We start from the raw sequence: 22,782 nt of genomic DNA on the forward strand, positions 1-22,782 counted from the left end.
GTCCATCCCGGCGCGGCCCTATCTGTTGACGATGTGTTTCGGCAACGACAGCGTCAGGCACAGGCCCAGCAGCAGGCACGCGATCATGCACGAAACGGGAAGCGCAAAGCCTCCGGATGACTGTTTGAGAACGCCGACCATATAAGGGCCGAAAAAGCCGCCGATGTTGCCGATCGCGCTGATCCACGCGATGCCGCTGGCGGCGTTGCTCGGGCCGAGCACCGCCGTCGGCATGCCCCAGAACACGGGCGGCAGCGACAGCAACCCCGCATTGGCGATGCACAGCGCCATGACGGTAAGCCACAGATTGCCGTGCCAGACGAGGGCGAGCGTCAGGCCCAACGCGGCCAGCAGGAACAGTGCGGCTGTATGCAGGCGCCGCTCGCGGCTGCGATCCGCACTTTGTCCGGTCATGATCATCACGACCATCGCGACCGCATTGGGCAGCGCTGCAATCAATCCGATGAAGAAATCCCGACCCACGCCGAGCGACTTAATCATCGTGGGCGCCCACAGCGTGTAGCCGTAAATGCCGACGACATCGAGGAAGTAGATCAGCCCGAATACCCAGAAGATCCAGCTGCCGAACATCGCGCTGTTGTTGGCCGATGCGGCGAGCGCGCGATCTTCGGCGAGGGTGCGGGCGAGATAGGCGCGATCGGCCTCGGTCTCGTGGCGGCTCTGGGTGACGTCGTCCTCGAGATACTTCCAGCACAGAAGCGCCGCGACGAACGCCGGCAGCGCCTCGACCATCAGCATCCATTTCCAGCCGGAAAGCCCGCCGATTCCGTCGAAATATTCCATGATGAAGCCGCTCAGCGGCGATCCGATCAGGCCGGACAGCGGTAGCGCCGCGTAGAAGGTCGACAGCACCCTCACGCGATGGTATCGCGGGAACGACTGGGAGATGTAATACACGATGCCGGGGACGAGCCCGGCTTCCGCAATCCCGAGCAGATAGCGCATCACATAGAACTGCTTGGGCGTCGCGATGAAAGTCGTCAATGCCGAGACAATCGCCCAGGACAGGATGATGCGCGTGAGCCATCGCTTGGCGCCCACCCGCTGCAAGATCATGTTGCTCGGAACCTCGAACACCACGTAGCCGAGCGCGAACGTACCCGCGCCGAATCCGAACACTGCGTCGGTGAAACCCAGGTCGACCCCCATCTGGAGTTTCGCGAAGCTGACGTTGATGCGATCGACGTAGGCGGCAACATACGCAAACATGAAAATGGGCAGGATTCGCAGCGCGAGATGCCGCGAAATACGATTTTCCCGCGCTTCGTCGTTCGGGTCGTTGCTATCGACCGGATGACCGGATGCGCGCGTCGCGTTCAGATCCAAGAGGTTCCCCCGTTGCTCGGCGAGCAAGGCCGCACAAATGTGTCGACATCGACGCCAGTGAGCGTCGATATCGGATGCCAGCAGCAATTCATGTATCCACTCCACGACGCACGGCCGTGCCCGCACTTCGTTCGCGTCGGTAACGAGGCGCAGGCAATGCTGGATGAGGTGGAAGAACGGCGACTTTGCCCATCGTTCACTCGGGGCATCCGGACCGGGACGCCGGTGTTGACGAAGGCATATTTTTCTCAGGGCCCGCGATCGCGGAACTGCCCGTGCGGCACATGACGGGCTGGCGTTGCGCGATTCGAACTCGTCCGGAGATTTTACCGGATAGTGTCGATCGCAGGAGAGCGGCTGTCAGCATTTTTATCGTGGCGGCGACGACTGAATTGGAAGCACGAAAGCCGCCGCGACGCAAAGCGCGTCGTGGCGGCACGAGCATCGGGTTGGCCCGCGTTCGGTGGGGCAAGCCAGGCAAATGGCAAAGGCACTCGCTTATTTGATGGTGGCAAAGAGCAGATTGAGGCCTTCGGCGAGAAGCGGGTGGGCGATGATGGCGTCGCGCACGGACGTGTACGGCAGGTTGCCGATCATTGCCATTTGCACGACCGACGTCACTTCGCCCGCCCCGGAGCCGACCATCGTGAAGCCCAGGATCTGTCCGGTTTCGGGCGCCACGAGTGCCTTCATGAAGCCGCGCGTCGTTCCGTTGGTGCGGGCTCTCGGTACGGCCGCCATCGGCAATTTCGCGACGATGACGGGCGTATTGCGCGCCTTGGCGTCCGCTTCGTTCAGGCCGATGCGCCCCAGTTCCGGATCGGTGAACAACGCGTACGGAATGATGCGCGCTGCCGTGCTGCCTGCACGCCCTTCGATACCGGCCTTCAGTACGCGATAGTCGTCGAACGACGCGTGCGTGAACATCGGCGTACCCGCGACCTCGCCGATCGCCCACGTTCGTTCCGCGGTGGTCGCGAGCGCCTCGTCGACCTTGATGAAGCCGCGCGCGTCGCGCTCGACGCCTGCCAGATCCAGGCCGATTTCGTCGGTGACTGGCCGCCGGCCTGCCGCGACGAGCAGATGACTGCCGTCGATCGACGTGCCGTCGTCGAGTACGACGTTGACGCCTGTACCGGATCGTCCGGTGACGCCGGTGATCCGGGCGGACAGATGCAGGGAGATGCCGTCGTCCTCGAACGCGCGCTGGATTTCGACGCTGACGTCCTCGTCCTCGCGCATGGCGACCCGCGGTGCGTCGTGAATGAGTGCGACTTCGCTGCCGAGGCGTCGAAATGCCTGCGCCATCTCCAGGCCGATGTAGCCGCCGCCGATCACGATCAGTTTCTTCGGCAACACGTCGAGGTCCAGCGCCTCCACGTGCGTGAGCGGGCTCGAATCACGCAGGCCCGGCACGTCGGGAACCGCCGCCACGGTGCCCGTGTTGATATAGACGTTCTCGCCTTCGAACAGCTGTTCGGTGCCATCGCCGGCCCGAACGAGGATGCGTCGCGGCGCGACGAATCGACCGGAACCGATCACGAGATCGAGGCCCGACTGCTCGAAAGCGCGACGGTTGATATCCACCATGCCGTCGACGACGGCGCGTACGTTCGCATGCACGCGCGACATGTCCGCAAAAGGGTGTGCGTCGGCGGATGCCGCTCGCCACGCATGCATGTTGCGTGCATTCTGAATCAACGTCTTGCTGGGGATGCAAGCGACGTTGATGCATGATCCGCCGATCATGCCGCGTTCGATGATGGCGACGCGCTTGCCGCTTCGGGCGAGATCCATCGCCAGCGATTTTCCGCCCTTGCCGCCGCCGAGGAACAGATATTCGTATTGCTTCGCGCTTTCCATGACGTTACTCCTTGATTGATCCGAGAGACGAATCCGCGAGATCGACGCGCGCCGTTTGCACGACGCGCGCGCCGGTTTTACTCTGCCCAGATAGCGGTGCGGACACCGGCGGCATACGCCGGATCGATGCGCTCGAGATGGACGAGCACTCTGTCGACCACGTCCTGCGGGACGCCGCTGATCGCCCGCCCGATGTTGGCGAACAGCCGCTCCTTCTGGTCGGCGCTGAACAGGCGGAACAGCGCGCGGGGCTGGCTGTAATAGTCGTCATCGTCGCGATGGTCGTAACGGTCGACCGTGCCTGCCTGCACCGGCGGCTCGGCCGCTGCCGGATTCGCGGCGAAGTCGCCTTGACGGCTGGGTTCGTAGTTCACGGTGCTGCCGAGGTTGCCGTCGACGCGCATCGCGCCATCGCGATGGAACGAGTGAAACGGGCAGCGCGGCGCGTTGACGGGGATCTGGTGATGATTGATGCCGAGCCGGTAGCGCTGCGCGTCGCCGTACGAAAACAGGCGCCCCTGCAGCAGGCGGTCCGGCGAAAACCCGATGCCGGGTACGATGTTTGCCGGCGTGAACGCGGCCTGCTCGACGTCCGCGAAATAGTTCTCGGGGTTCCGGTTCAGCTCGATCGTCCCGACGTCGATCAGCGGGTAATCGTTGTGCGGCCAGACTTTGGTGATGTCGAACGGGTTGTACGGCACCTTCGATGCGTCCGCTTCCGGCATCACCTGGATGCGGAAATGCCATTTGGGGAAGTTCCCGTGTTCGATCGCCTCGTAAAGATCGCGCTGCGCGGATTCGCGATCCTGGCCGACCAGACGAGCGGCTTCCGCGTCCGTATAGTTCTCGATGCCCTGCGCGGACTTGAAATGGAACTTCACGTAGAAGCGTTCGTTGGCGGCATTGACGAACGAGAACGTGTGCGAGCCGAAGCCGTGCATTTGCCGGTAGTTCTTCGGGATGCCGCGATCGCTCATCACGATCGTCACCTGATGAAGCGACTCGGGATGGCGCGACCAGAAATCCCACGCCGCGACGTTGTTGCGCAGGTTCGTGCGCGGATCGCGCTTTTGCGTGTGGATGAAATCCGGAAACTTGAGCGGGTCTCGAACGAAGAACACTGGCGTGTTGTTGCCGACGACGTCCCAGTTCCCGTCTTCCGTGTAGAACTTGATCGAGAAGCCGCGCACGTCGCGCTCCGCGTCGGCGGCGCCGCGCTCGCCCGCGACCGTCGAGAATCGCATGAAAACCGGCGTTTCCTTGCCAACCTGGTCGAAGACCTTGGCTTTCGTGTAGCGCGAGATGTCGTGCGTGACCTTCAGCGTTCCGAAGGCGCCCGATCCCTTTGCGTGTACGCGACGCTCGGGAATTACCTCGCGGTCGAAATGGGCCAGCTTTTCAACGAGCCACATGTCCTGCAGTACGACCGGGCCACGCGCGCCGGCGGTCATCGAGTTCTGGTTGTCGGATACGGGGGCGCCGGCGGCGGTCGTCAGGCTCTTGTCGGACATTGTTGTCAGCCTCAAGTCGTTTGTCGTTCGGTGAGTGATTGAATTGCGGGGGCGGAAGGCGGCGTCGCAGGGCCGCCTTCCGGAGTCCTTCTTCGCGGCGCCTCAGGCTACCGGAATGGGGTTCTCGACGAGCGCCTGATTGAACTGATCGACGAACGCATACTCGTCGGGGCCGACGTTGTTACGCAGCGGCTGCGCCATCTCGACCACGACTTCCGTCGTCGCGGTTTCGAGACGCTGGATCGTCTCGGCGATGAAGGCGTCCAGCGGCATTGCTCGCGGATCACCACTCTTGTGGATCAGATCCGTGTCGACCCACGGCGGGGCGATTTCCAGCACGCGGACACTCGTATTGCGCAACGCAAAGCGTTGCGACATCGTGTACGAATGAATGGCCGCCTTCGTCGCGGAGTAGAGCGCCGTGGCAGCAAGCGGGACGAATGCCAGTACGGAGCTGTTGTTGATGATGAACGACTCGGGTTGCGCCTTCAGATGTTCGACGAGCGCGGCGCTGACACGCACCGGACCGAGCAGGTTCGTGTTCACGAGCCGGACGGCTTGCGCGTCGTCCAGCGCACCGCCGGCGTCATCGAACGGCATGATGCCCGCGTTGTTGATCACGACGTTCAGCGTCGGATAGTCCGCGATCAGCTGTCGCGCGACACGCTCGATCTGCGTGGGGTCGCCGACGTCCAGCTCCACGGTGTCGATACCCGGATTGGCCCGAGCGATCTCGTCCAGCAACGCCTTGCGACGCCCCGCGACAATGACCTTGTTGCCACGCTTGTGAAGATTTTCTGCGAAAGCGCGGCCGATACCCGACGTGCCGCCGGTGATGAAGACAGTGTTTCCGGTGAGTTTCATGATCGGAGTTCCTTTGAATGGACGACTGGAGTGGTTGCGAAAAAAGGCTTGCTGCGCTTATTGCGCGACGGCGTAACGCGCCGCAGGGGTATTGCTCGAGAGATGGGGAATCATGACGCGGCGGGCGGCGTCGTATGCGGCCCATTCTTCTCCAGCGTGCAGCGATGGAATCGTGACGAGTTCCTGACGGTCGAAGCCGGTCAGCGCTGCGTCGACCATGTCGGAAGCCGACATGACGATCTCCTTCGGAAGGTTGTCCAGCGGGAGCCCGCCAATCTCCCAGAATTCCGTCGCCGTAGCGCCCGGGAGAACGGCCTGGACCTGCACGCCCTTGTCTGCCAGTTCGTGATGAAGGGACTGCGTGAAGGCCAGCGTGAATGCCTTGCTTCCGCCATACACGCCGTTCAGCAGCTCGGGCCCGATCGCAACGATGGACGAGATGTTGATAATCGCGCCGTGGCCGCGAGCGACGAAGCCGGGGGCTGCTGCATAGGTGAGGCGCGCCAGCGCCGTGACGTTGAGATCGATCATGCGCGTCATTGCGTCGACGTCGCTGTCGAGCAGCGGCTTATGCGTACCGACACCGGCATTGTTCACGAGCAGCGTGATGCTCGCGTCCGTGCGCAGCTTCGCTTCGATGGCGGCCAGCGCGCGCGAATCGCCGAGATCCGCGGCGATCACTTCGACACCGCGCTGCGTGTCGTCGGTAATGCGCTTCGCAAATGCGTCGAGCCGATCCTTGTTGCGTGCAACGAGAATCAGATCGAACCCGCGGCGTGCGAGTCGTTCGGCGTAGACCGCACCGATACCCGACGATGCGCCCGTGATCAGTGCGGTGCCTTTGTGTGCTTGCGTCATGATGTTGTTCCGTCAATGGTTACGAAGTGAATGACATATGCCGGGAAACGCCGAGCCGGTTGCGTAATCTCAGCCGGCTCGTTTCAGTCTTCCATTTCTCGGCGATTGCGATGTAGTGCGATGCAGTTTATTGGCGAGGCGACGTGTCGATCAACGCGCTCCGCCCATAAAGTCATTTCACCTACTCCGAATATTCGTTCTCGCGAACTGCATAACGGCCGTCGACGTTCGCGGCGGTTCTGGTCGATACGCGTCGTCTACGCGTTCGTCATCGACGGTGCTCGGCCGTGGCGCCTCAAGTCGTTCGCGGCGAGCCGGTGCGTGAGAGGACATGGTCCAGACGGCTCGTTTCCCGATTGCCGAGGCTGAGATTGCGCAGTTCGGACAATGCGGCCAACGGGATCGCGTCAAGCGACGCATTTCTGACAATCAACGTGGCGTCGTCCGTGCCGCCGAGCAGACCCTTCGGATCCTTGAGTTCGCGGATGGTGTATTGCTCGTGAAGATACTGTGGAGTCCAAAGAGGAACCACCACCCACCGCCTTGCGGAGACGGCCTCCTCGAAGGCGCGTACACAATCGTCGAGCGTGCCGTTCTCGAAGTGATACCCTGCGTCCGCCAGGCCGTACTGCGCGACGATTTCGCGGGAAAATCTGCTGATGCCCGCACCAGGATTGATGCCCTGGATCCGCTTCACCATCCGCGACGCCACATCCGGCCGTTTCAGATCGGAGATGGAGCTCACCGCGCTTTCGGGCACGTAGTCGGGTACGCCCCACAATGCATATGGCCGGTAAAGGACGGTGATCTTGTGCACGTCCTGCTCGAACGGAGCGAGGTAGAGACTATGACTACTGGGGAGCCACGCGCTGCTCAGCATGTCGGCTTTCCCTTCCCGCAGAATCCGGAAGGCTTCTTCGTGCGGTGCGAATATTTCGTCGACCGTTACGCCATGCTCGTTCAATATCCGCCGCACGGCGCCGGAGGCCGCGCGATGGAACGACAGGTCGATGGTAACGAGCGTGAGTCTGGGTTGAGTCGGGTCGAGATCGACCATGGCATTCTCCTGGTTCAGACAATCAAGGTCAGCGTGATGCGATAGAGAGCGCGATGCCGGCCACGATGAGAACGACGCTTGCCGCGAGTCCCGTCGTGAGATGCTCGTGAAGAAAGAGGACCGACGTCATGAGGCCGACGACGGGAACGCCTAACATCGCCGTCGCCATGCTCGTACTCGACATGCGCGTGTTGGCGGCATTCACCGCGCAAAAGCAAAATGCCGTCGCGATCGGACCAATGTAGATCAGCGCCGATGTCAAGCTGAGGCTGCCGTCGCCCGTGTAGGGTCCCTCGAGCACTCCGGCAAGCACGGTGAGCGGTACGGCGGCAACAAGCATTTGCCACGGCGCGAGCACGTAGGCGCTCGACGCGCTGCGGAAATGCCGGAGATGGAGAATGCAGACCGCCCAGCAGAGCGACGCGCCGAGCAGCATGGCGTGCGCGACAACGGCCTGACGGTCGTGCCAGTCGACATCGAGCGGATTGAAAAGCAGCAGGACCCCGGCCACGCCAAGCGCCGTGCCGAGTGCTTTACGCACGGACAGGTGTTCGCGAAATGCCAGCACCGACACGGGCGTCACCCAGATCGGCGTCGTATAGGCGAGCACGGCGGAACGGCCGGCGCTCACGTGGTGCAGCGCGACGGCGCTCATCGCGGTGAACGCCAACATCTGAAGCAAGCCGACGCTGGCGAGAAACGGAAGGTCGGCGCGCTTCGGCAAGCGCAGCGTTCCGGTCGCAGCTTGCACGACGAACAGGCACAGCGCCCCGGATGCGAACCTTGCTGCCGACAGCCACAGCGGTGTGACGTGTGCCAGGCCGAGCTTCATCGCCGGCCAGTTCGCACCCCACAACAAAATCGCCGCGCCCAATAACAGCGCACCGCCATATCTGGACAAGGGCACGGTCGCGGTGCGGCCGTGCGTGTCCATCCGAACAAACTCGGACATGATGACGCTCCTCGAAGTCGTGCAGCCGAGCGTGTGCGAAACGGTAGCTCGGAACGCTGCCACGCGGGCGGCAAGCCTGCTTCGGGTGATCAGATGAATGTGAATATCCGTTCGCGCGGCAGCCGCGATTTGGGCAGATCCGCGTTGAAGTCGTCGCCGCTGCGGAAACCCAGGGACACGATGACAACGCTCGTCAGGCCCTGTTCGCGCAGGCCGAGGCTCGCATCGAGCGCGCGGCTGTCGAACCCTTCCATCGGCGTTGCATCGACGCCGAGGACCGCCGCGCCGAGCAGCAGGCCGCCCAGCGCCAGGTAGACCTGCTTTTCCATCCATTGCGGCGTATCGCGCAGCTCGTATTTGTGCATGTCGACGTACGAGCGGCGGCTCTTGTTCTGCGCGGCGCGCATTTCGGCGGTCTTGAATCGACCATCCACCGATTCGCGCTCCAGAATGGCCTGAAGGTGTTCTTCGTCCATATCAGTCCGCATGCACATCGCGATGACGTGCGATGCATTGACCACCTTGGCCTCGTTGTACGCATAGGCGCCCGTTGTGGCGGCCGCGATGCGCGCGCGGCCTTCCGGTGTCGCGGCCACCACGAAGTGCCACGGTTGGGAATTCACCGAGGACGGCGACTGGTGAAGCAGCGACAGCAATGTTTCGACCTGCGTGGCGGGCAGCGACTTGCCGCCCTCGAAGGCTTTGACGGTATGGCGGGCATGAATGGCGTCGGCGAGATTCATGTGCGGGACTCCGGTTGTCGGCGATGGCGAAAGGGATTAACGGGTCGGTGCGGGACCTGCGCCGATGCGTATGCGGAACAATGCGTACGGCTTCTGGCGCTCGTCCTTGCCGCCGTGGAATACCGGTTGGCGGTGAAGCTGATTCGCGGTGAAGTAGAGGTAACCGTCCGGGCCGACCGACAGCGTGTCGGGCCAGAGCACGCGCGGATCGTGCAGGATCGTCTGCCATTCGCCGCCCGGCTCGAGCTTGCGAATCGAGTTGTGCTCGTAATCGCCGGCATAGACATTCCCGCTCGCGTCGCTGGCAAGACCGTCGGACGCCCCTTTCTCCCCGAGATCCTTCACGGCGGCCGCCAGTTGCGCGTCGCTGATCGACGGATCGCGCAGCATCGCGGTCGGAATCGAGTAGAGATGGCGGCTCGACAGCGGGCAGTAGTAGAGGGTCTGGCCGTCCGCGGAGAGCGCGATGCCGTCGGACGCCACGGAAAAGGGCTTGGTGGTCCCGTTCGGGTCGCGGACTTTCAACGACTGACCTTCGACGACCGGGACGAAGCGAGGATCCGCCGACGTCGACACGTCGCCGGTCAGGCGGCGTATCGCCTTTCCGCTGTCGAGGTCGATCACGATCAGGCCGCCGATGCCCGACAGCGAGGAGTCGGTCACGTAAGCGACTCCGGCCTTTCCGATGCGAAAATCGAAGCGCATGTCGTTCACATAGGTCTGGGCGCGCATCACGTTCGCGGGGAACACGATCGTCTTGACCACATGGTTCGTCTCCAGATCGACGGCGACGAGCTTGGCGCCGCCGGCGACCGGCTCCGAAAAATTGGGCGCGGCGGTGTCCAGGATCCAGAGCCGACCGTGACCGTCGGCAACGACGCTTTGGACACTCAGGAAGTGCGTGGACGGGTGCGCCGCATCGGCACGGTTGATCTCGGCGTTTGGATATGCGACGACGCGACCGTCGCGCAATTCGCCGACCGTGAACGGCACGGTGTCCCCCCAGCGCGGGAAGTTCACGAAGATCCGGCCGCTTTCGGCAACCGTCACGCCGGTGGGCATCGGCCCGGAAAAGGTCGCGACCGTATCCATCGCGCCGATCGTGCGGTCGGCCGCCTGCACCGCTGGCGGTGCTGCTTGCGCGGACGGTTGTGCGAGCAACGGGCTGGCGAACAGCGTGATACCCAGGCCGGCCGCCACCGCGGTTGCCGTGCGTCGGACGGAAGCGAATCTCGTGATGTGCTGATGCGGGAAATGCATGTTGGTTCTCCGGGCTTGTCCAGCTTTTACGGAATGGCGATAAAGGGTGGGTCGGGTCGCTTCAAAAGCCTTCCAGCACGACCTTTCCCCGTGCGCGGCCGCTCTCGATGAGGGCATGGGCGCGTCGCAGGTTTTCGGCTTCGATGGTTCCGAAGTGATCGGCCATGGTCGTGCGCAACGTGCCGTCGTCGATCAGCGTGGAGACGCGCTCGAGAATGTCGTGCTGCCTGACCATGTCATCGGTTTCGAACAGGGAGCGCGTGAACATGAGCTCCCAATGAAGGGAAATCGACTTTCGCTTGAGCGGCATGGCGTCCAGCGTGTCGGGGTCGTCGATGACGGCAAGTCGCCCCTGCGGCGCGAGAGCCTCGACCAGCTGCGGGTAATGGACGTCCGTCTGCGTGAGGCTGGCTACGTAGCGCACCTGCGGCGCGCCGATGCGGCGCAATCCTTCGAGCAGCGGCTCGGTATGGTCGATGACGTCATGTGCACCGAGCGCTTGCGCCCATGCGCGCGTTTCGGGGCGAGATGCCGTCCCGATCACGCGCAACCGTGTCAGCCGACGTGCCAGCTGCGTCAGCATGGAGCCCACGCCGCCGGCTGCACCGACGATCAGCAGCGCATCGCCGTCGCCTCCGCCCTCGGCAATGCCCAGGCGATCGAAGAGCAGCTCCCACGCGGTCAGCGACGTCAGCGGCAATGCGGCCGCTTGAGCGTCGGAGAGGGTCGCGGGCTTGCGCCCTGCAATGCGCTCGTCGACGAGAACGTATTGCGCGTACGCACCGGGCCGGGAAATCGAGCCGGCAAAGAAGACCTTGTCTTCCGGCGCGAACATGGAAACGTTGCTGCCGATCGCCTCGACCGTTCCGACCGCATCCCAGCCCAGAATCCGCGGTTGCACGGTCGGGGAGCCGATACGCACCTTCGTATCGACGGGGTTGACGGCGATCGCATCCACCTTAACCAGCAAGTCGCGCGGCGCGGCTTCGGGTTGGGGGACGTCGGCATCGATGAGCGACTCGGGGCGCTCGGCGGGCAGGCCGTGCTGTGTGTAGACAACCGCCTTCATGGATGAACTCCGGATGGTGTGCGAGTGGCGCCCGGCCGTACGTCGGGGATCGGGCGCCTGTGCGTGGATGAAATACTGCTCGACCGCGACTTCTGAAAAAACGAGTTACATTAGGGAGGACTTTCACTCCAGGAATGAAAATGGTTCGGCTCGAGGATCTTCAACTGTTCGTCAGGTCGGCCGCGCTTGGCAGCTTCTCGCGCGCGGCGAGGGAAGCCGATCTGCTGCCAGGGCAGGTGAGCGCCGCGATTCAAAGGCTCGAGCGCGAGCTGGATACCCGCCTCTTTGCGCGTTCCACCCGAAGCCTGAAACTCACGGCGGAAGGCGAGCAGTACCTTCCGTACGCCGAAGAAGTGCTTTCCATGATTCATGAGGGGCGCGAGCGGTTGCACGGAGGAAAGCACGCGCTGCAAGGCACGTTGCGCATCACCGCGCCGTCGGATATCGGACGCAATGCGTTGCTTTCGTGGCTCGGCGTATTCCGCGATGCGCATCCGAAGCTTGTGTTGAAGCTTTCGTTGTCCGATTACGTGACCGACGTATTTCGCGATCCCGTCGACGTGGCCATCCGCTACGGCGCGCCGGAGGCCGCGAGCTACGTCGCGCTTCCGCTCGCCGAAAGCAACCGGAGAGTGCTCGTCGCCGCTCCGGAATACCTGAAACGGCGGGGCTCGCCGGCATCGCTCGACGAACTGGTTTTGCACGAGTGCCTGCCCTTCGTGCTCGGCGGACGCGTCTACGACCGCTGGTCGTTTCCGACCAGCGGTGTGAGGCGGCAAGTCGCGGTGAAGGGCGTGCTGCTGTGCGACGATGCCGAAATCGCGAGGCGCTGGGCCGTCGAGGGCAGGGGAATCGCGTACAAGTCCTGGCTCGACGTTCATGACGACGTCAGGGCGGGACGGCTGCAGGTCTTGCTGCCGGAGCAGCGAGGCGAGGCGGCGCCGCTGAGCCTCGTGTGTCCGCACCGTCGCCAGTTTTCGCAGGCGGTCAGGTACCTCCACGCTCACCTGCGCGAGCAGATTTCGCCGATGATCGCCGCGATGCGCGATTACGTCGGCGACGCGATGGCATGACGCGGCCTTCTTCGTCGCGCGGCCGCCGCGGTGCGCGCCTGAATGCAGAAAGGCACCCAACGTAGTATTCATCGGTTTCTCACTCCAATGCGGGACGGCATGCCGTCCCGAAATTTCGTCAGCGTCGGTCTTTGCGGCTCGCGGACGCTGGTTTCCGATCCCTTTGCCGATAATCGATCGCAGGCCGGCGAGCAGCACATGCAATGAGTTTGCCGTTTCGATGTGGGCCGGAAAATCGTCTCGCCGTGTATTCGAGCTAGTCGAAAATAATGAATGCACCTATGCGTCGGTATAGGTGGCCGACGGGCGTCGTGCTGAATGCAGCGAGCGCATTGAAAGCTGTTTTAGGAGAAACGCCATTGAGAGCGGATAAATGTTTTCTTAGCATTCAGTCGGGTTTTATCCCCGGATAACTTTCCGCTCACATTGGCTAAGGAGAAGATGATGAAGAAAACCATTGCGTCGATGCTCTACGTAACCTATTTGGCTTTCGGTATGTCGGTCCATGCAGCGGAGCAGACGCCTGCACCGTCGTCGGATCAGGTCGTCGGCCAGAAGGAAGCGACGAAGAGCGAAAAGAAGGCGCAACGCGCTGCCGATCGCTCGCTGTCGCGGCAAATCGTATGGGCGCTGTCGAAAACGAAAGGGCTGAATGCAATCAACGTGATGGTGCTCGCTCGCCACGGTGCCGTGACGCTGACCGGATACGTGCCCGACAGCGAACAGGTGCAGCTCGCCGGTGACAGTGCCGCTCGCGTCGCAGGCGTGACGTCCGTCGCCAACAATCTGGTGCCGGGCGAGCCGGGCCGCTGATTCCCGTCACCGCGACCCGTCGTGCGCATACGGCTGCGTTCGCGCACGGCCCGCGCCTGCGCGGCGCGAATGCGCGAGGCCCGTTGCTGAGTAAAGTCAGTTTTCGGGTAAATCGCATTCAGATTCAAATCGCAATTTCTTATGATGACGACTGCCGTAATCGAGTAGTCGCCGCCGGTTTGCGATGCCGGAGCGTTCTCATGCGGTTTTCGTGGCTGCATTTATTGGATTGATTATTTCTCGGTAAAAAACGAGATGCAGTCGCTGACTCGTCATCGCCGCCATCGTGCCGGCCGTTTCCAGCCGGCATTTCATTATTCAACCCGTTGAGGAATTTATGACACGCTTGACTACTCTGAAGCCGTCGGAAGCAACCGGCGAAACCGCGGCCGTATTCGGTCAGATCAAGGCCGCACTCGGGAAAGTACCGAACGCCTACGCGACCATCGGCACGCACAGCCCGGCCGGTCTCGCGGCCATGTTGAACGTCGACGCAGCCATCGCGGCAAGTTCGCTGGATCAGGCCGATGTTGAAGCGGTGCGTCTCGCGGTCAGCGCGCTGTCCGGCTGTGACTATTGCCTTGCCGCTCATACGATGCTCGGCAAGATGTCCGGTCTCACGCCGGAAGTGATGAAGAATATCCGTGCCGGTCGCGCGTCCGGCGATGCTCGGCGTGATGCGCTACTCTCGTTCGTGCGATCGATTGCGACGACGCGCGACACCGTACCCGCCGACGTGCTGCAGGCCGTGCTGGCGGCCGGGTATACCGAGCGCCAGGTCATCGAGATCATTCTCGTCATGACGTCGATCCTCTTCACCAATCTGGTGAACCGTGTGAACGACACGACGCTGGACTTTCCGGCGGTCGACTGAACGGGGCGGGCGCCGGGTCGACCGGCGCCTCACCCGTGGTATTTCCTGGCGAAACGTCATGCAGCGCCCATCGGGCGCTGCTTGATTTCGTACGCGTGAAGCACGTTGTCGAGGTGCGCCGCGACGATATGGCAGTTCGAATGAACCCTTTGAGATGGAGGATGAAAATGACCAGGCAGTTTGTCGTTGCAACGATTACCGCAGATCCGCAACACGCCGCCATGGTGGAAGCGGCGTTGTTGGCGGCCGTCCCGGTTGTCCGTACCGAGGAAGGATGCGAGCAGTATGACCTGCATCGGGACCGCGAAGCGCCTCATCGCTTTACGATGCTCGAGCGATGGCGGGACGAGCGCGCGCTCGACATCCATGGCAAAGCGCCGGCATTCCGGAAACTGGCGAGCGAGCTCGAAGGCAGGGCGACGCTGCACGTGGTACTGCTCGAGAAGCTGATCTGAGCGAGCGGAAATCATCCCATGTGACGACGCGGCGACCGGATTGATTCCGGCCGCCGTGATTTTTGGTGGCCGGAAGCGGCGCGGCGGGGTGGCTCATCGCGCGAGCAGCGCCAGTACCGGCGCGACAACGGCGGTGAGCACACCGTTCATTCCGATGGCGAGACCGCCGAACGCGCCCGCCGTTTCGTTGACGGCCAGCATGCGCGCCGTCGCGAGTCCGTGGCCTGCCGTTCCGGCCGCAAGCCCGTGCGCGCGGGCATCCGTTATTCGCATGGCCTTCATCGCTACACCGATCTGCAGAACCGCTGCGATGCCGGTAAACAGCGTGAACGTCGCGGTCAGCGACGGGTCGCCGCCTATGTGGCGGGAGATGCTCATCGCGACGGGGGTCGTCGCCGAATGTGCAATCAGCGACGTCGTCACGACGGGCGCGGCACCGAGCGCCTTGCTGATGAACGCGGCGCTGCCCGCGGACACGATCGAGCCGCTCGCGAGCGCAGGGACGAGCGCGCGAGCCGTTCGGCGAATGTGATGCAAGCTGCGGAACATCGGGATGGCGAGCGCCACGGTCGCCGGCCCCAGCAGAAAGTGGACGTACTGTGCGCCTGCGAAGTAGTCACGGTAGGGGATGCCCGTGGCCGCCAGGAACGCGACCAGGATCACCACGGCGATGAGCACCGGATGCGCCAGCACATTTCCCCGCATGGCGCGATTCGCGGCCAGGCCGGCACGATAGGCGAGAAGCGTTGCCAGCAAGCCCCAGAGCGGCTGGTGCCGGAGCACGGCCCAAACGGGCGAGAGATCAGACATCATCTTTTGCTTCCGATTCGGCGCGAAGCGTTTTGCTGAGGCGCTCCATGATCAATCCCGTCGTGGCCAGGCCGAGCAACGTCGACACGAAGATGGAGGCGGCGATGCGCCACCAGTCCGCGGTCAACTGATGGAATCCTGTCACGAGGCCGGTCGCCGCGGGCACGAACAGCATCGCGAGCCATGACAGCAGGCTTTTGCTGAATCCTTCCAGTTCCGGTGAAGGGCCGCCGTTCCTGACGAGAAAGGCGAGCAGTAGCAGCATGCCGATCAACGGACCAGGAACGGGCGCACCCGTCAGATGCGCGAGCGTCTCGCCAATGAGCTGGCTGGCGAGGAGGGTTGACAAGGCATTCAACATGCGGTTCCGGCCTCATGGTTCGTGTGCATGGGAGTGGTATCCGAATTGTCGTCGGCCGCTTTGCCGCGGTGTAGCCCGAAACACCGAGAAACAGTTTCTGCGACAAACGGAAAAAGGCATCCGCCCGCACCGGGTCGGCACTGCCATGCGCGGTGCCCCGTCGGCATCCGACGTTCACGAGATGGCGGCATGCGCACATGCCGGCGCGATGCGCCGGCCGCCTATGACGGAAGGGATGGCGCGTGCACGGCGGCACCGGCCTTGATCTTGACCGACGCACGGGACACGAGCAGGCTGCCCGTCGCCAGTGCAAGAAAGACCAGCGAGCTGCCGATCGACCCCGTCAGGCCGAACGCGGGATAGACCCACCCCGCGACGGCGGACCCGACGCCGATTCCGCAAAACACGAACGATGCGGTCAGGGCCAACGCAATGCCGCGCCAGTGCGGCATCAGCTCGACGATGCGCCGTTGCTGCGACGGCCACAGCAGATCGGTTGCGAATGCCCACGCCGTCAGCGCGACGAAAAGAAGGTGCAGGCTCGGCGGCGTAAACCAGAGAAACACCAGGTCCGCCGCGAGCAGCGCCAGGCCGGCGAGCAGCACGGCTTCCGCGCTATGGCGCCGGGCGGCGCGCGTGACGAAGAGGTTGCCCGCGACGCCTGCTACGCCGAGCACCACGAGGGAGGTCGACACCATGTCGGCGCCCGCGTGGAACACGTCGCGGATGATGGGCGCGATAAAGGCGTACGTCGAATAGACGCCGGCCGCGATGAAGAACACGACGAGGAACGCACTGAGCGTATCGATGCGCGTCAGAAGCGAGACCATCGTCGAGAATTCGATGTTCTCGCCTTTGCTCGTGTCGGGCACGGCCCAGACGATGAGCGCGGCGGTCGCGGCGCCGGCGAGCCCGACCGCGACGAAAAGCGACCGTGCGCCCCACGCGTGCGCGATCCATGCGGACAGCGGCATTCCCACCAGGCCCGCGACGCTCAGGCCGAGCAGCACGCTCGCAATCGCGCTGCCTTGCTGGTCGCGCTCGACGAGGCTCGAGCCCAATGCGCCGAGTACGGGGCCGATGAAACCTGCACCGAGCCCCATCAGCACGCGTGACAGCAGCAGCACCGGGTAATTCGGCGCGGCCGCGAGGAGGAGCGCTGCCGCACTGAACAGCGCCAGGCCGAGCAGTACCTGGCGCCGGCGCCGCAGATGGCCGAAACCGACTTGCAGCAGCGGAGCGGCGAAGGCGAACGTCACGCCGAACACGGTAACGAGGTAGACGCTTTGCGAATCCGCGAGTCCCCATTGACGGGATATCGCATCGAGGCTGCCGACGACGGACAGCGCGCCCGTCGCCTGGACGAAGTACGCGAGACTGAGGATGCGGAGCGCGCGCGCCGTGCGCGCGGAAAAGGGCGTAGCCATCAGGGTTCCTTTCGAGGCTCGAGAAGTACGCGCCCCGTTACGCTGCGACGGGCACGCACCGGGTCGCCAACTAAGTGCCGAGCGCGTGCCGAACCAGACCGGACATCGCGTGCAATGCGCCCGCGGCGATAATCAGAAGTCCGACGCTTCGACGCAGAAGGGCGCGCATGGCGGGTCAATGCTGCGTCAAGGGCGTGTAATTCGCCGCCTTCGTGACATCGGCGTGCGGATTCGAGATGGCGTTTTCCATCACGCCGACCACTTTGCCGCCGCTTACCAGCGCTGGCACGTCGTGGCTGGGCAGCAGGAAGCGGCTCGTCGCGAGCGCGCGCTTGATCGCGCGCTTCTCGTCGAGCGTTGACATCGCGCGATTGGCGGTGATCGTCGGCTCGTGCGCAGCCTGATCGAGGATCGGATCGATCAACTGATCCTGCAGGTTGTAAGCGATGTCGCCGCTGATGTTCGCGATTCCCTCGTCGGTTTCAACGAGCACCGACAGCGACCCCGGCGTATGGCCGCCCGACAGGCGAACCGCGACGCCCGGAATGACTTCCTCTTCGAACGTGCCGTCGACGTCGAACAGCCGGATTGCGCCGCGCGTGTGCAGGCGGTCGATCAGATGCTTCGTGTCTGCCGCGGTATACATCAACGGGCCCATGATTCCGGAGGCCGCGAATTCCAGCTCGAGGCGCGAGATGCCGACCGTGGTCGTCATCGGAAACCGATCGGTCATGCCGACGTGATCGATATGCGCATGCGTATGCACGATGTGACGGATGTCGGCCATCTTCAGGCCATGTTGCGCAAGGTGATGCTCGATCGTCATTTCCGGGGTGACTTCGTACGGCAGGCCGAACGCCGCGTACTGCTCGACGCTGCGCGACCCCGTATCGACGAGCACGGGCTCGGTGCCGCCCGTGATCAGAAACCCGAGCACCGGTATCGTCACCTGCTTGCCCGGTTCGCGAAACAGGACGAGGCCGCTCGAATCCAGCGACATGTTGCCGAAGTTGATCGGGTGAATCTTCAAGCTCATGGCTGCTCTCCGCTGTGGATCGGCACGTTATTGAACCGATCGGTTCATTATGTGCGGATAAGTGATGTGGCGCCAATTAAAAAAACCAATCGGTTCAAAATGGTCGGCCTATCGATGGGCGGCCGCCCGGCCCGCGCGTCAGAGCAGCCGTAACGCCTGCATGAATGCGCCGACCGCGTCCTGTTCAGCGGCGGCGGGGAGGTTGCGTTCGATGCAGTAACCGGTAAAGAACACCGTCACGAGGGTGGCGATGGCCGCGGCGGGCAGTCGGTGTGCCTCCGCCTCGATGTTCTCGACGATGTGCGGCATCAGCCGGTGGTGATACGCGCCGACCACGTTGCGCACGCGTTCGGACAGCGACGGAAATTCGCGGATCGAATTGACGGAGAAGCAGCCTACGCAGCCGTCCTCTTGCGGATCGCCCAGCCGTAGAAAGCGCTCGATGTTGCCGTAGCCCTTCGGTTCCGCGGTGAGAATTTGCAGAGCACCGCGATGTTCGTAGTAGTAGACGAGGGTATGCAGGAACAGGTCTTCCTTGTCCTCGAACTCCGAATAGAGGCCGGACTTATTGACGCCGGTCGCTTGTTCCAGTTGCTGGAGCGACGTGCCGGCGAAGCCGTACTTCCAAAAGAGCGGGAGGGTCTTTTGCAGCACGCCTTCGCGACTGAATTTCTTGGGTCTGCCCATGTCCGTCACACCGTGTGATGATATCAACCATTTTAAACCGAACGGTTCTTTTGGGTGTTTTCGGTAGTACCGAGGACCGGGTAATCGTCCTTTTCGTGCACGTCTTTAAGACGGGTTCTGTTCAGGAGGCATCATGTCCGTGCTGTACGTGTATCGCTGCCGAGCCTGCGGCCAACGCGGCGAGGTTCATCACCCGGACGACAGCGACGACGGCGCGGCCGCTACCTGCGCGAAGTGCTACGAGCCGGTCACGCTGGAGTGGGACGGCGGTGTGACGCTCGAAGTCGCGCCGTACGACGGCGGGCCGACACCCGACGAGATCAAGGCGATGCGGCAGCGTGGCCGGCGCACCCGGGCGTAGGCCGCCGCGCTGCTCGGCGTGAAGGAGCGCCAGGTCCAGCGCTGGGAGGCCGGCCATGACGTACTGTTTTGTTATGCTCTGGTGTGATCGCATGGAATCAGAGACGAACGATGCTCATTCGAGAACAAGGGCGCCTCATCAAGTTGCTTCGGGCCGCGCCGCCGAAGCGGCCTTCCATCAGGGCGCGGGCGCGCGAATGCGTCATCGGTACGTTTCGTGTCGATGAACCTGTCCCGACTGGGCTGCTTGACACTCTGTCCCGCGACGAGCGCAAGCTGCTCGAGCGATGGCTCGAAGCATATCGGGAAAGCAAGGCGCGCGATCAAGTGCGCCCCGTGCTGGCCGGCGCACCCGAACAGCTCGAGAGGCTCGTTGGTGCGCTCGAAGTGGCGGCCGACACTTTGTCGAGCGCCGAAGCAGATCAGATTTGGGTGCAGCTTCATGCGATTGCGCGCACGTTGAAGAGAGCGGGGCATCCGCGGCCGCGAGCAGCACGTCGGTCGCCGGCGGCACTGCCAGGGCAGCAGGACTTCTTTGGTGAATTCGACGAGCTCGAGCGGCTGGCCGAACAATGAACATGCGCCGCTTGATCTTCTCTATGCGAGGCGGACGGGCAGAGGTTGGCGCACCGGTCGTCTACAACAACGACATCTGGCTCGATGTGCTTTCGTCGATCGCCTGATCGGTTTCCTTCGCGGGCCGGTTCCGCCGAGCTGCGGATTGCGCATGCCCGTTTGGCACTTCAATTTCAGTGATCTGCTGATACTTACGTGCCCAGTCGGCCCCGAGTACATCGGCGGAGAACACGACACCCGGCGCAATCTGAACAAGCTGGCTCATCGGCAGGTCTTCCTAAGCGGACTGAACGTCGAAGTGCGCAGCGGCGTAGCGCGCGCTGCAGTTTCACACTTCGACGCCGTTACGGGTGGGGGTCAAGATTCGATGGAAATCAACACTGAACGCATTGCGGGGTTTATCTCTGGTTATTTCAGCATTCAAGCGAGACACTTACAAATCAATAACTTACTTATTATTAAACGATATATTACATTTCTCATAATGAGGGATCTGGCGTGCATCAAAACTTTTTTGATGTGGTCAAAAAAATGTTGACGCGACGTTTTTTGTCTGGAAATATCGTGCGAACATTCGAAGCGAACCTAATGACAGAGACGGCTCTCCATTGATTCGCTTCGCGCAATAGGCAGAAGATTTTCAGTTTTTCAGGAATCGCCGTTCGATCAAGGTGACCCCACCTTTTCGATCCGGCAGTGGATCACCTCGCCTCGGCGACGTGAAGGGCCATTTCGGCCAATAGTGCGCATGTGGTTTTTGCGTTCTTAAATTTACATTTAGGAGTACGAAAATGGAAAAGACGAGCACAACCCGCTCGGATCGTGCGGTTAAGATCTTCACGCAAAAGTAACGGCATCATCTGTAGGTCGTTCCGCATGGTTTGGCGTTACGCCATGCGGAACGACTCGTTCGGAGTCGATTGGAACGAATGCGCGACCATAAACCATGCACCATATCAATTCCCTGGCCTATTTCAGAGAGGATGGTCTTTTTGTTCTAGGTGACAAGAAAGGAAGTGTAGAACTGGTTAAGTCGGAGGACCTGAAAACTGTCTCTCTGACGAGCGTTGGCAGCACAACGATTCAGGCCATCTCGGTTTGCGACGCGCGTCATCTCGTGGCCACACTGAACAAGAATTTCACGATCACGATATTGAAGGTTTCATATGAAAATCTTGAAATCGTCACGTCGATCAACAGTCTCGAGTACATGGTTGAAGACGGTTATCAGATTGCCTTTTCGGAAAGTCAGGAAATAGCGTTCAGTCCTGGTGGTCATCGGATTGCGGTGAACGGTCCGACCGGGCAGACGCTGATCTTCGATCTGAACGATGCGATGCAGATCGTCGCGTGGCGCTCGTTGCGGCATGAAAGCCCGGCGGCACCGACCACCGCAGCATGGGCGTCCGATACCGTTCTGCTGGTTGGCCTGATTGATGGCAGCATTGTGCGTTATGACTATCAGAGCGAGCACCAGACGCTGACCCGCATCGAGGGCATCAACGAAACGATACACTGGTTCGAGCGCGAGCCGTCCGGCACATGGCTTGTCGCGACAGACGCACGGCGTCTAGTTCGGTTCGACGACCGGACGCTCGAATATGAGATCGGCCCTCCATTCGCGAACGACGATTTCGAGCACGTGACGCGCGAGCCGTCGACGGGCAAGATCTTCGCGTCGTCGTTCGATCGCAACGTGTACGAGATCGACCCGTTGTCGCTAGCACCGACGCGCGTCGCATTCAAGGCGCCGTTCAAGCTGCGCTGGATCCGGGCCGGCACGGAAGCGGGTGCGGTGAAGCTGTACCTGCAAGTCCGGAACGGCAGCTTCCTGAAAGTGGATTACGACACCGGGCACGTGGAGGCGGCGATTCATACGGCGCTTCCAGCTCTATGGAGCGCCGCCTATTTCGGCAACGATTTGGTGATCGGTGGCGAGGGGGGGCTGTTCCGCGCAGTAGGCGACACCGTCGCCGGCTGGCCCTCGCCGGGCGACGACGACATCGTCCCGGGCGGTCACTACATCAAGCGTCTGGTGTCGCATGGCAACAAGCTGGCTTGCGGGACGTCTGCGAAGACGATGGTCCTCGTCGATCCGGACGGTATCCGCCGCCGCGAAGTTGGCGCGGCAGTCCGCGATCTGGCCTTCGTCGACGCCGAGACGGTGCTGGCATGCTTGGAGGATGGCAGTCTGGTCGAGATCCCATGGCGACATTCCGACGCCTGCCGGACGGTCTTCAAGAGTGCCAGCGAGCCGCTCTGGTCGCTGGCGATCCACCCGGACAACCGAACAGTCGCGGTCGGCGAGCGGATGGGCCGAATCGTCATTCTGACGCGCGACGACGCAGGCGAGATGCAGGAAGTGATCGACACATCGTCGCGCATCCCCAAGCGGATGAAATGGCTGAATCAGGACGTCTTGCTCGCGGTGCACAGCTCCGCGATCGACAGGATTACGTGCGTCGCCGGCAAGTGGCGCCATGACGAGAATTTTTACAACGGCCAATCGAACACCGTCGAGGATTTCCTCGCGCTCGAGAACGGCAAGTTTCTGGTCGGCATCACATATAACAAACTGATCATGGTGTGGGACGTTGCTACGGGCGAACTTCTGAGTTCGAGCTACTGGGACTTCGACTACGCGAAGGGGATGATTCGAGTCCAAGACTCGGAGAGTGAATTCCTAGTCTACGGCCGCGACATGATCATGAAGCAGTTTTGCCTGCACGATGCGCAGGTGATCTGCATGAAGATATTCGAGAAGACGAAGCACTGAATCTTTCACG

The 22,782-nt window shown here is 62.4% G+C and carries 24 protein-coding genes; 8 read left to right on the forward strand and 16 right to left on the reverse strand.

Going from position 1 to position 22,782, the window contains the following annotated elements; all coding sequences use genetic code 11:
* Positions 1-18: 18 nt before the first annotated feature.
* From KR541_RS23530 to KR541_RS23575, 10 genes are all read right to left on the reverse strand, one after another.
* Positions 19-1,347 carry an MFS transporter gene (locus KR541_RS23530; RefSeq protein WP_050012420.1) on the reverse strand — a complete coding sequence of 443 codons (1,329 nt, stop codon included), beginning with the start codon at positions 1,345-1,347 and terminating at the stop codon, positions 19-21.
* Between the two features lie 498 nt (positions 1,348-1,845).
* Positions 1,846-3,210 (reverse strand): FAD-dependent oxidoreductase, encoded by a 1,365-nt coding sequence (locus KR541_RS23535; protein ID WP_050012421.1) that lies wholly within the window; start codon positions 3,208-3,210, stop codon positions 1,846-1,848.
* Positions 3,211-3,287: 77 nt separating this feature from the next.
* Positions 3,288-4,721, reverse strand: coding sequence for a catalase (locus KR541_RS23540; RefSeq protein WP_050012422.1), 1,434 nt, complete (start codon positions 4,719-4,721; stop codon positions 3,288-3,290).
* Positions 4,722-4,823: 102 nt separating this feature from the next.
* Entirely contained in the window at positions 4,824-5,585 is a 762-nt protein-coding gene (locus KR541_RS23545) for an SDR family oxidoreductase (RefSeq protein ID WP_050012423.1), read from the reverse strand.
* 57 nt (positions 5,586-5,642) lie between these two features.
* Positions 5,643-6,443, reverse strand: coding sequence for an SDR family NAD(P)-dependent oxidoreductase (locus KR541_RS23550; protein WP_050012424.1), 801 nt, complete (start codon positions 6,441-6,443; stop codon positions 5,643-5,645).
* Between the two features lie 295 nt (positions 6,444-6,738).
* Complete coding sequence (locus KR541_RS23555) at positions 6,739-7,500, reverse strand: glycine betaine ABC transporter substrate-binding protein (protein ID WP_050012425.1); 762 nt, start codon at positions 7,498-7,500, stop codon at positions 6,739-6,741.
* 28 nt (positions 7,501-7,528) lie between these two features.
* Positions 7,529-8,452: a DMT family transporter gene (locus KR541_RS23560; protein ID WP_216089823.1), complete on the reverse strand. Its 924-nt coding sequence runs from the start codon at positions 8,450-8,452 to the stop codon at positions 7,529-7,531.
* An 89-nt stretch (positions 8,453-8,541) separates the two neighbouring features.
* On the reverse strand, positions 8,542-9,195 hold the full coding sequence (gene nfsB / locus KR541_RS23565; RefSeq protein WP_089489583.1) for an oxygen-insensitive NAD(P)H nitroreductase: 654 nt from the start codon (positions 9,193-9,195) through the stop codon (positions 8,542-8,544).
* Between the two features lie 36 nt (positions 9,196-9,231).
* Complete coding sequence (locus KR541_RS23570) at positions 9,232-10,455, reverse strand: L-dopachrome tautomerase-related protein (protein WP_050012428.1); 1,224 nt, start codon at positions 10,453-10,455, stop codon at positions 9,232-9,234.
* 61 nt (positions 10,456-10,516) lie between these two features.
* The gene (locus KR541_RS23575) at positions 10,517-11,524 is read right to left on the reverse strand and encodes a zinc-binding alcohol dehydrogenase family protein (protein ID WP_216089824.1); all 1,008 of its coding nucleotides are present in this window, start codon (positions 11,522-11,524) and stop codon (positions 10,517-10,519) included.
* 140 nt (positions 11,525-11,664) lie between these two features.
* Here KR541_RS23575 and KR541_RS23580 point away from each other — a divergent pair, with 140 nt between their 5' ends.
* The 5 genes from KR541_RS23580 to KR541_RS23600 all read left to right on the forward strand — a co-directional run bounded on the left by KR541_RS23580 (position 11,665) and on the right by KR541_RS23600 (position 14,739).
* Positions 11,665-12,597, forward strand: coding sequence for a LysR family transcriptional regulator (locus tag KR541_RS23580; protein WP_050012430.1), 933 nt, complete (start codon positions 11,665-11,667; stop codon positions 12,595-12,597).
* Between the two features lie 42 nt (positions 12,598-12,639).
* Positions 12,640-12,804, forward strand: a complete 165-nt coding sequence (locus KR541_RS23585) for a hypothetical protein (protein ID WP_160300504.1) — start codon at positions 12,640-12,642, stop codon at positions 12,802-12,804.
* 234 nt (positions 12,805-13,038) lie between these two features.
* Complete coding sequence (locus tag KR541_RS23590; protein ID WP_252996677.1) at positions 13,039-13,410, forward strand: BON domain-containing protein; 372 nt, start codon at positions 13,039-13,041, stop codon at positions 13,408-13,410.
* Positions 13,411-13,747: 337 nt separating this feature from the next.
* Positions 13,748-14,284, forward strand: coding sequence for a carboxymuconolactone decarboxylase family protein (locus KR541_RS23595; protein ID WP_050012432.1), 537 nt, complete (start codon positions 13,748-13,750; stop codon positions 14,282-14,284).
* Between the two features lie 161 nt (positions 14,285-14,445).
* Entirely contained in the window at positions 14,446-14,739 is a 294-nt protein-coding gene (locus KR541_RS23600) for a putative quinol monooxygenase (protein WP_235590083.1), read from the forward strand.
* Positions 14,740-14,832: 93 nt separating this feature from the next.
* On the opposite strand, the gene KR541_RS23605 is transcribed toward KR541_RS23600, so the two are convergent.
* The 5 genes from KR541_RS23605 to KR541_RS23625 all read right to left on the reverse strand — a co-directional run bounded on the left by KR541_RS23605 (position 14,833) and on the right by KR541_RS23625 (position 19,060).
* Positions 14,833-15,552 carry an LrgB family protein gene (locus KR541_RS23605; protein WP_050012434.1) on the reverse strand — a complete coding sequence of 240 codons (720 nt, stop codon included), beginning with the start codon at positions 15,550-15,552 and terminating at the stop codon, positions 14,833-14,835.
* The gene (locus tag KR541_RS23610) at positions 15,542-15,910 is read right to left on the reverse strand and encodes a CidA/LrgA family protein (protein WP_216089825.1); all 369 of its coding nucleotides are present in this window, start codon (positions 15,908-15,910) and stop codon (positions 15,542-15,544) included. Before KR541_RS23610 ends, KR541_RS23605 begins: the two co-directional genes overlap by 11 nt.
* 221 nt (positions 15,911-16,131) lie before the next feature.
* Positions 16,132-17,337, reverse strand: coding sequence for an MFS transporter (locus KR541_RS23615; RefSeq protein WP_204384404.1), 1,206 nt, complete (start codon positions 17,335-17,337; stop codon positions 16,132-16,134).
* Between the two features lie 175 nt (positions 17,338-17,512).
* Positions 17,513-18,373, reverse strand: a complete 861-nt coding sequence (locus KR541_RS23620; RefSeq protein ID WP_089489581.1) for an N-acyl homoserine lactonase family protein — start codon at positions 18,371-18,373, stop codon at positions 17,513-17,515.
* A gap of 138 nt (positions 18,374-18,511) precedes the next feature.
* Positions 18,512-19,060 carry a TetR/AcrR family transcriptional regulator gene (locus tag KR541_RS23625; protein ID WP_050012438.1) on the reverse strand — a complete coding sequence of 183 codons (549 nt, stop codon included), beginning with the start codon at positions 19,058-19,060 and terminating at the stop codon, positions 18,512-18,514.
* A 133-nt stretch (positions 19,061-19,193) separates the two neighbouring features.
* Between KR541_RS23625 and KR541_RS23630 the strand changes: the two genes are divergently transcribed.
* Both KR541_RS23630 and KR541_RS23635 read left to right on the forward strand, forming a co-directional pair.
* Positions 19,194-19,421, forward strand: a complete 228-nt coding sequence (locus KR541_RS23630) for a zinc ribbon domain-containing protein (RefSeq protein ID WP_249746056.1) — start codon at positions 19,194-19,196, stop codon at positions 19,419-19,421.
* A 110-nt stretch (positions 19,422-19,531) separates the two neighbouring features.
* Entirely contained in the window at positions 19,532-19,996 is a 465-nt protein-coding gene (locus KR541_RS23635; protein WP_179233177.1) for a hypothetical protein, read from the forward strand.
* Positions 19,997-20,057: 61 nt separating this feature from the next.
* On the opposite strand, the gene KR541_RS23640 is transcribed toward KR541_RS23635, so the two are convergent.
* Positions 20,058-20,261 (reverse strand): hypothetical protein, encoded by a 204-nt coding sequence (locus KR541_RS23640; RefSeq protein WP_050018297.1) that lies wholly within the window; start codon positions 20,259-20,261, stop codon positions 20,058-20,060.
* Between the two features lie 681 nt (positions 20,262-20,942).
* On the opposite strand from KR541_RS23640, the gene KR541_RS23645 reads away from it, so the two are divergent.
* Complete coding sequence (locus tag KR541_RS23645) at positions 20,943-22,772, forward strand: WD40 repeat domain-containing protein (RefSeq protein ID WP_124631587.1); 1,830 nt, start codon at positions 20,943-20,945, stop codon at positions 22,770-22,772.
* Positions 22,773-22,782 lie beyond the last annotated feature (10 nt).

This window comes from Burkholderia sola (genome assembly GCF_905400185.1).
GTDB lineage: Bacteria > Pseudomonadota > Gammaproteobacteria > Burkholderiales > Burkholderiaceae > Burkholderia > Burkholderia sola.

Bases quoted from the DNA above. Each gene is read 5' to 3' on its own strand.
- KR541_RS23545 (WP_050012423.1), bottom strand. From the start codon at position 5,585: ATGAAACTCACCGGAAACACTGTCTTCATCACCGGCGGCACGTCGGGT.
- KR541_RS23635 (WP_179233177.1), top strand. From the start codon at position 19,532: ATGCTCATTCGAGAACAAGGGCGCCTCATCAAGTTGCTTCGGGCCGCG.
- KR541_RS23615 (WP_204384404.1), bottom strand. From the start codon at position 17,337: ATGGCTACGCCCTTTTCCGCGCGCACGGCGCGCGCGCTCCGCATCCTC.
- KR541_RS23620 (WP_089489581.1), bottom strand. From the start codon at position 18,373: ATGAGCTTGAAGATTCACCCGATCAACTTCGGCAACATGTCGCTGGAT.
- KR541_RS23595 (WP_050012432.1), top strand. From the start codon at position 13,748: ATGACACGCTTGACTACTCTGAAGCCGTCGGAAGCAACCGGCGAAACC.
- KR541_RS23535 (WP_050012421.1), bottom strand. From the start codon at position 3,210: ATGGAAAGCGCGAAGCAATACGAATATCTGTTCCTCGGCGGCGGCAAG.
- KR541_RS23570 (WP_050012428.1), bottom strand. From the start codon at position 10,455: ATGCATTTCCCGCATCAGCACATCACGAGATTCGCTTCCGTCCGACGC.
- KR541_RS23625 (WP_050012438.1), bottom strand. From the start codon at position 19,060: ATGGGCAGACCCAAGAAATTCAGTCGCGAAGGCGTGCTGCAAAAGACC.
- KR541_RS23610 (WP_216089825.1), bottom strand. From the start codon at position 15,910: ATGTTGAATGCCTTGTCAACCCTCCTCGCCAGCCAGCTCATTGGCGAG.
- KR541_RS23585 (WP_160300504.1), top strand. From the start codon at position 12,640: ATGCAGAAAGGCACCCAACGTAGTATTCATCGGTTTCTCACTCCAATG.
- KR541_RS23590 (WP_252996677.1), top strand. From the start codon at position 13,039: ATGATGAAGAAAACCATTGCGTCGATGCTCTACGTAACCTATTTGGCT.
- KR541_RS23560 (WP_216089823.1), bottom strand. From the start codon at position 8,452: ATGTCCGAGTTTGTTCGGATGGACACGCACGGCCGCACCGCGACCGTG.
- KR541_RS23580 (WP_050012430.1), top strand. From the start codon at position 11,665: ATGGTTCGGCTCGAGGATCTTCAACTGTTCGTCAGGTCGGCCGCGCTT.
- KR541_RS23640 (WP_050018297.1), bottom strand. From the start codon at position 20,261: ATGAGCCAGCTTGTTCAGATTGCGCCGGGTGTCGTGTTCTCCGCCGAT.
- KR541_RS23630 (WP_249746056.1), top strand. From the start codon at position 19,194: ATGTCCGTGCTGTACGTGTATCGCTGCCGAGCCTGCGGCCAACGCGGC.
- KR541_RS23550 (WP_050012424.1), bottom strand. From the start codon at position 6,443: ATGACGCAAGCACACAAAGGCACCGCACTGATCACGGGCGCATCGTCG.
- KR541_RS23575 (WP_216089824.1), bottom strand. From the start codon at position 11,524: ATGAAGGCGGTTGTCTACACACAGCACGGCCTGCCCGCCGAGCGCCCC.
- KR541_RS23645 (WP_124631587.1), top strand. From the start codon at position 20,943: ATGCACCATATCAATTCCCTGGCCTATTTCAGAGAGGATGGTCTTTTT.
- KR541_RS23540 (WP_050012422.1), bottom strand. From the start codon at position 4,721: ATGTCCGACAAGAGCCTGACGACCGCCGCCGGCGCCCCCGTATCCGAC.
- KR541_RS23600 (WP_235590083.1), top strand. From the start codon at position 14,446: ATGAAAATGACCAGGCAGTTTGTCGTTGCAACGATTACCGCAGATCCG.
- nfsB (WP_089489583.1), bottom strand. From the start codon at position 9,195: ATGAATCTCGCCGACGCCATTCATGCCCGCCATACCGTCAAAGCCTTC.
- KR541_RS23605 (WP_050012434.1), bottom strand. From the start codon at position 15,552: ATGATGTCTGATCTCTCGCCCGTTTGGGCCGTGCTCCGGCACCAGCCG.
- KR541_RS23555 (WP_050012425.1), bottom strand. From the start codon at position 7,500: ATGGTCGATCTCGACCCGACTCAACCCAGACTCACGCTCGTTACCATC.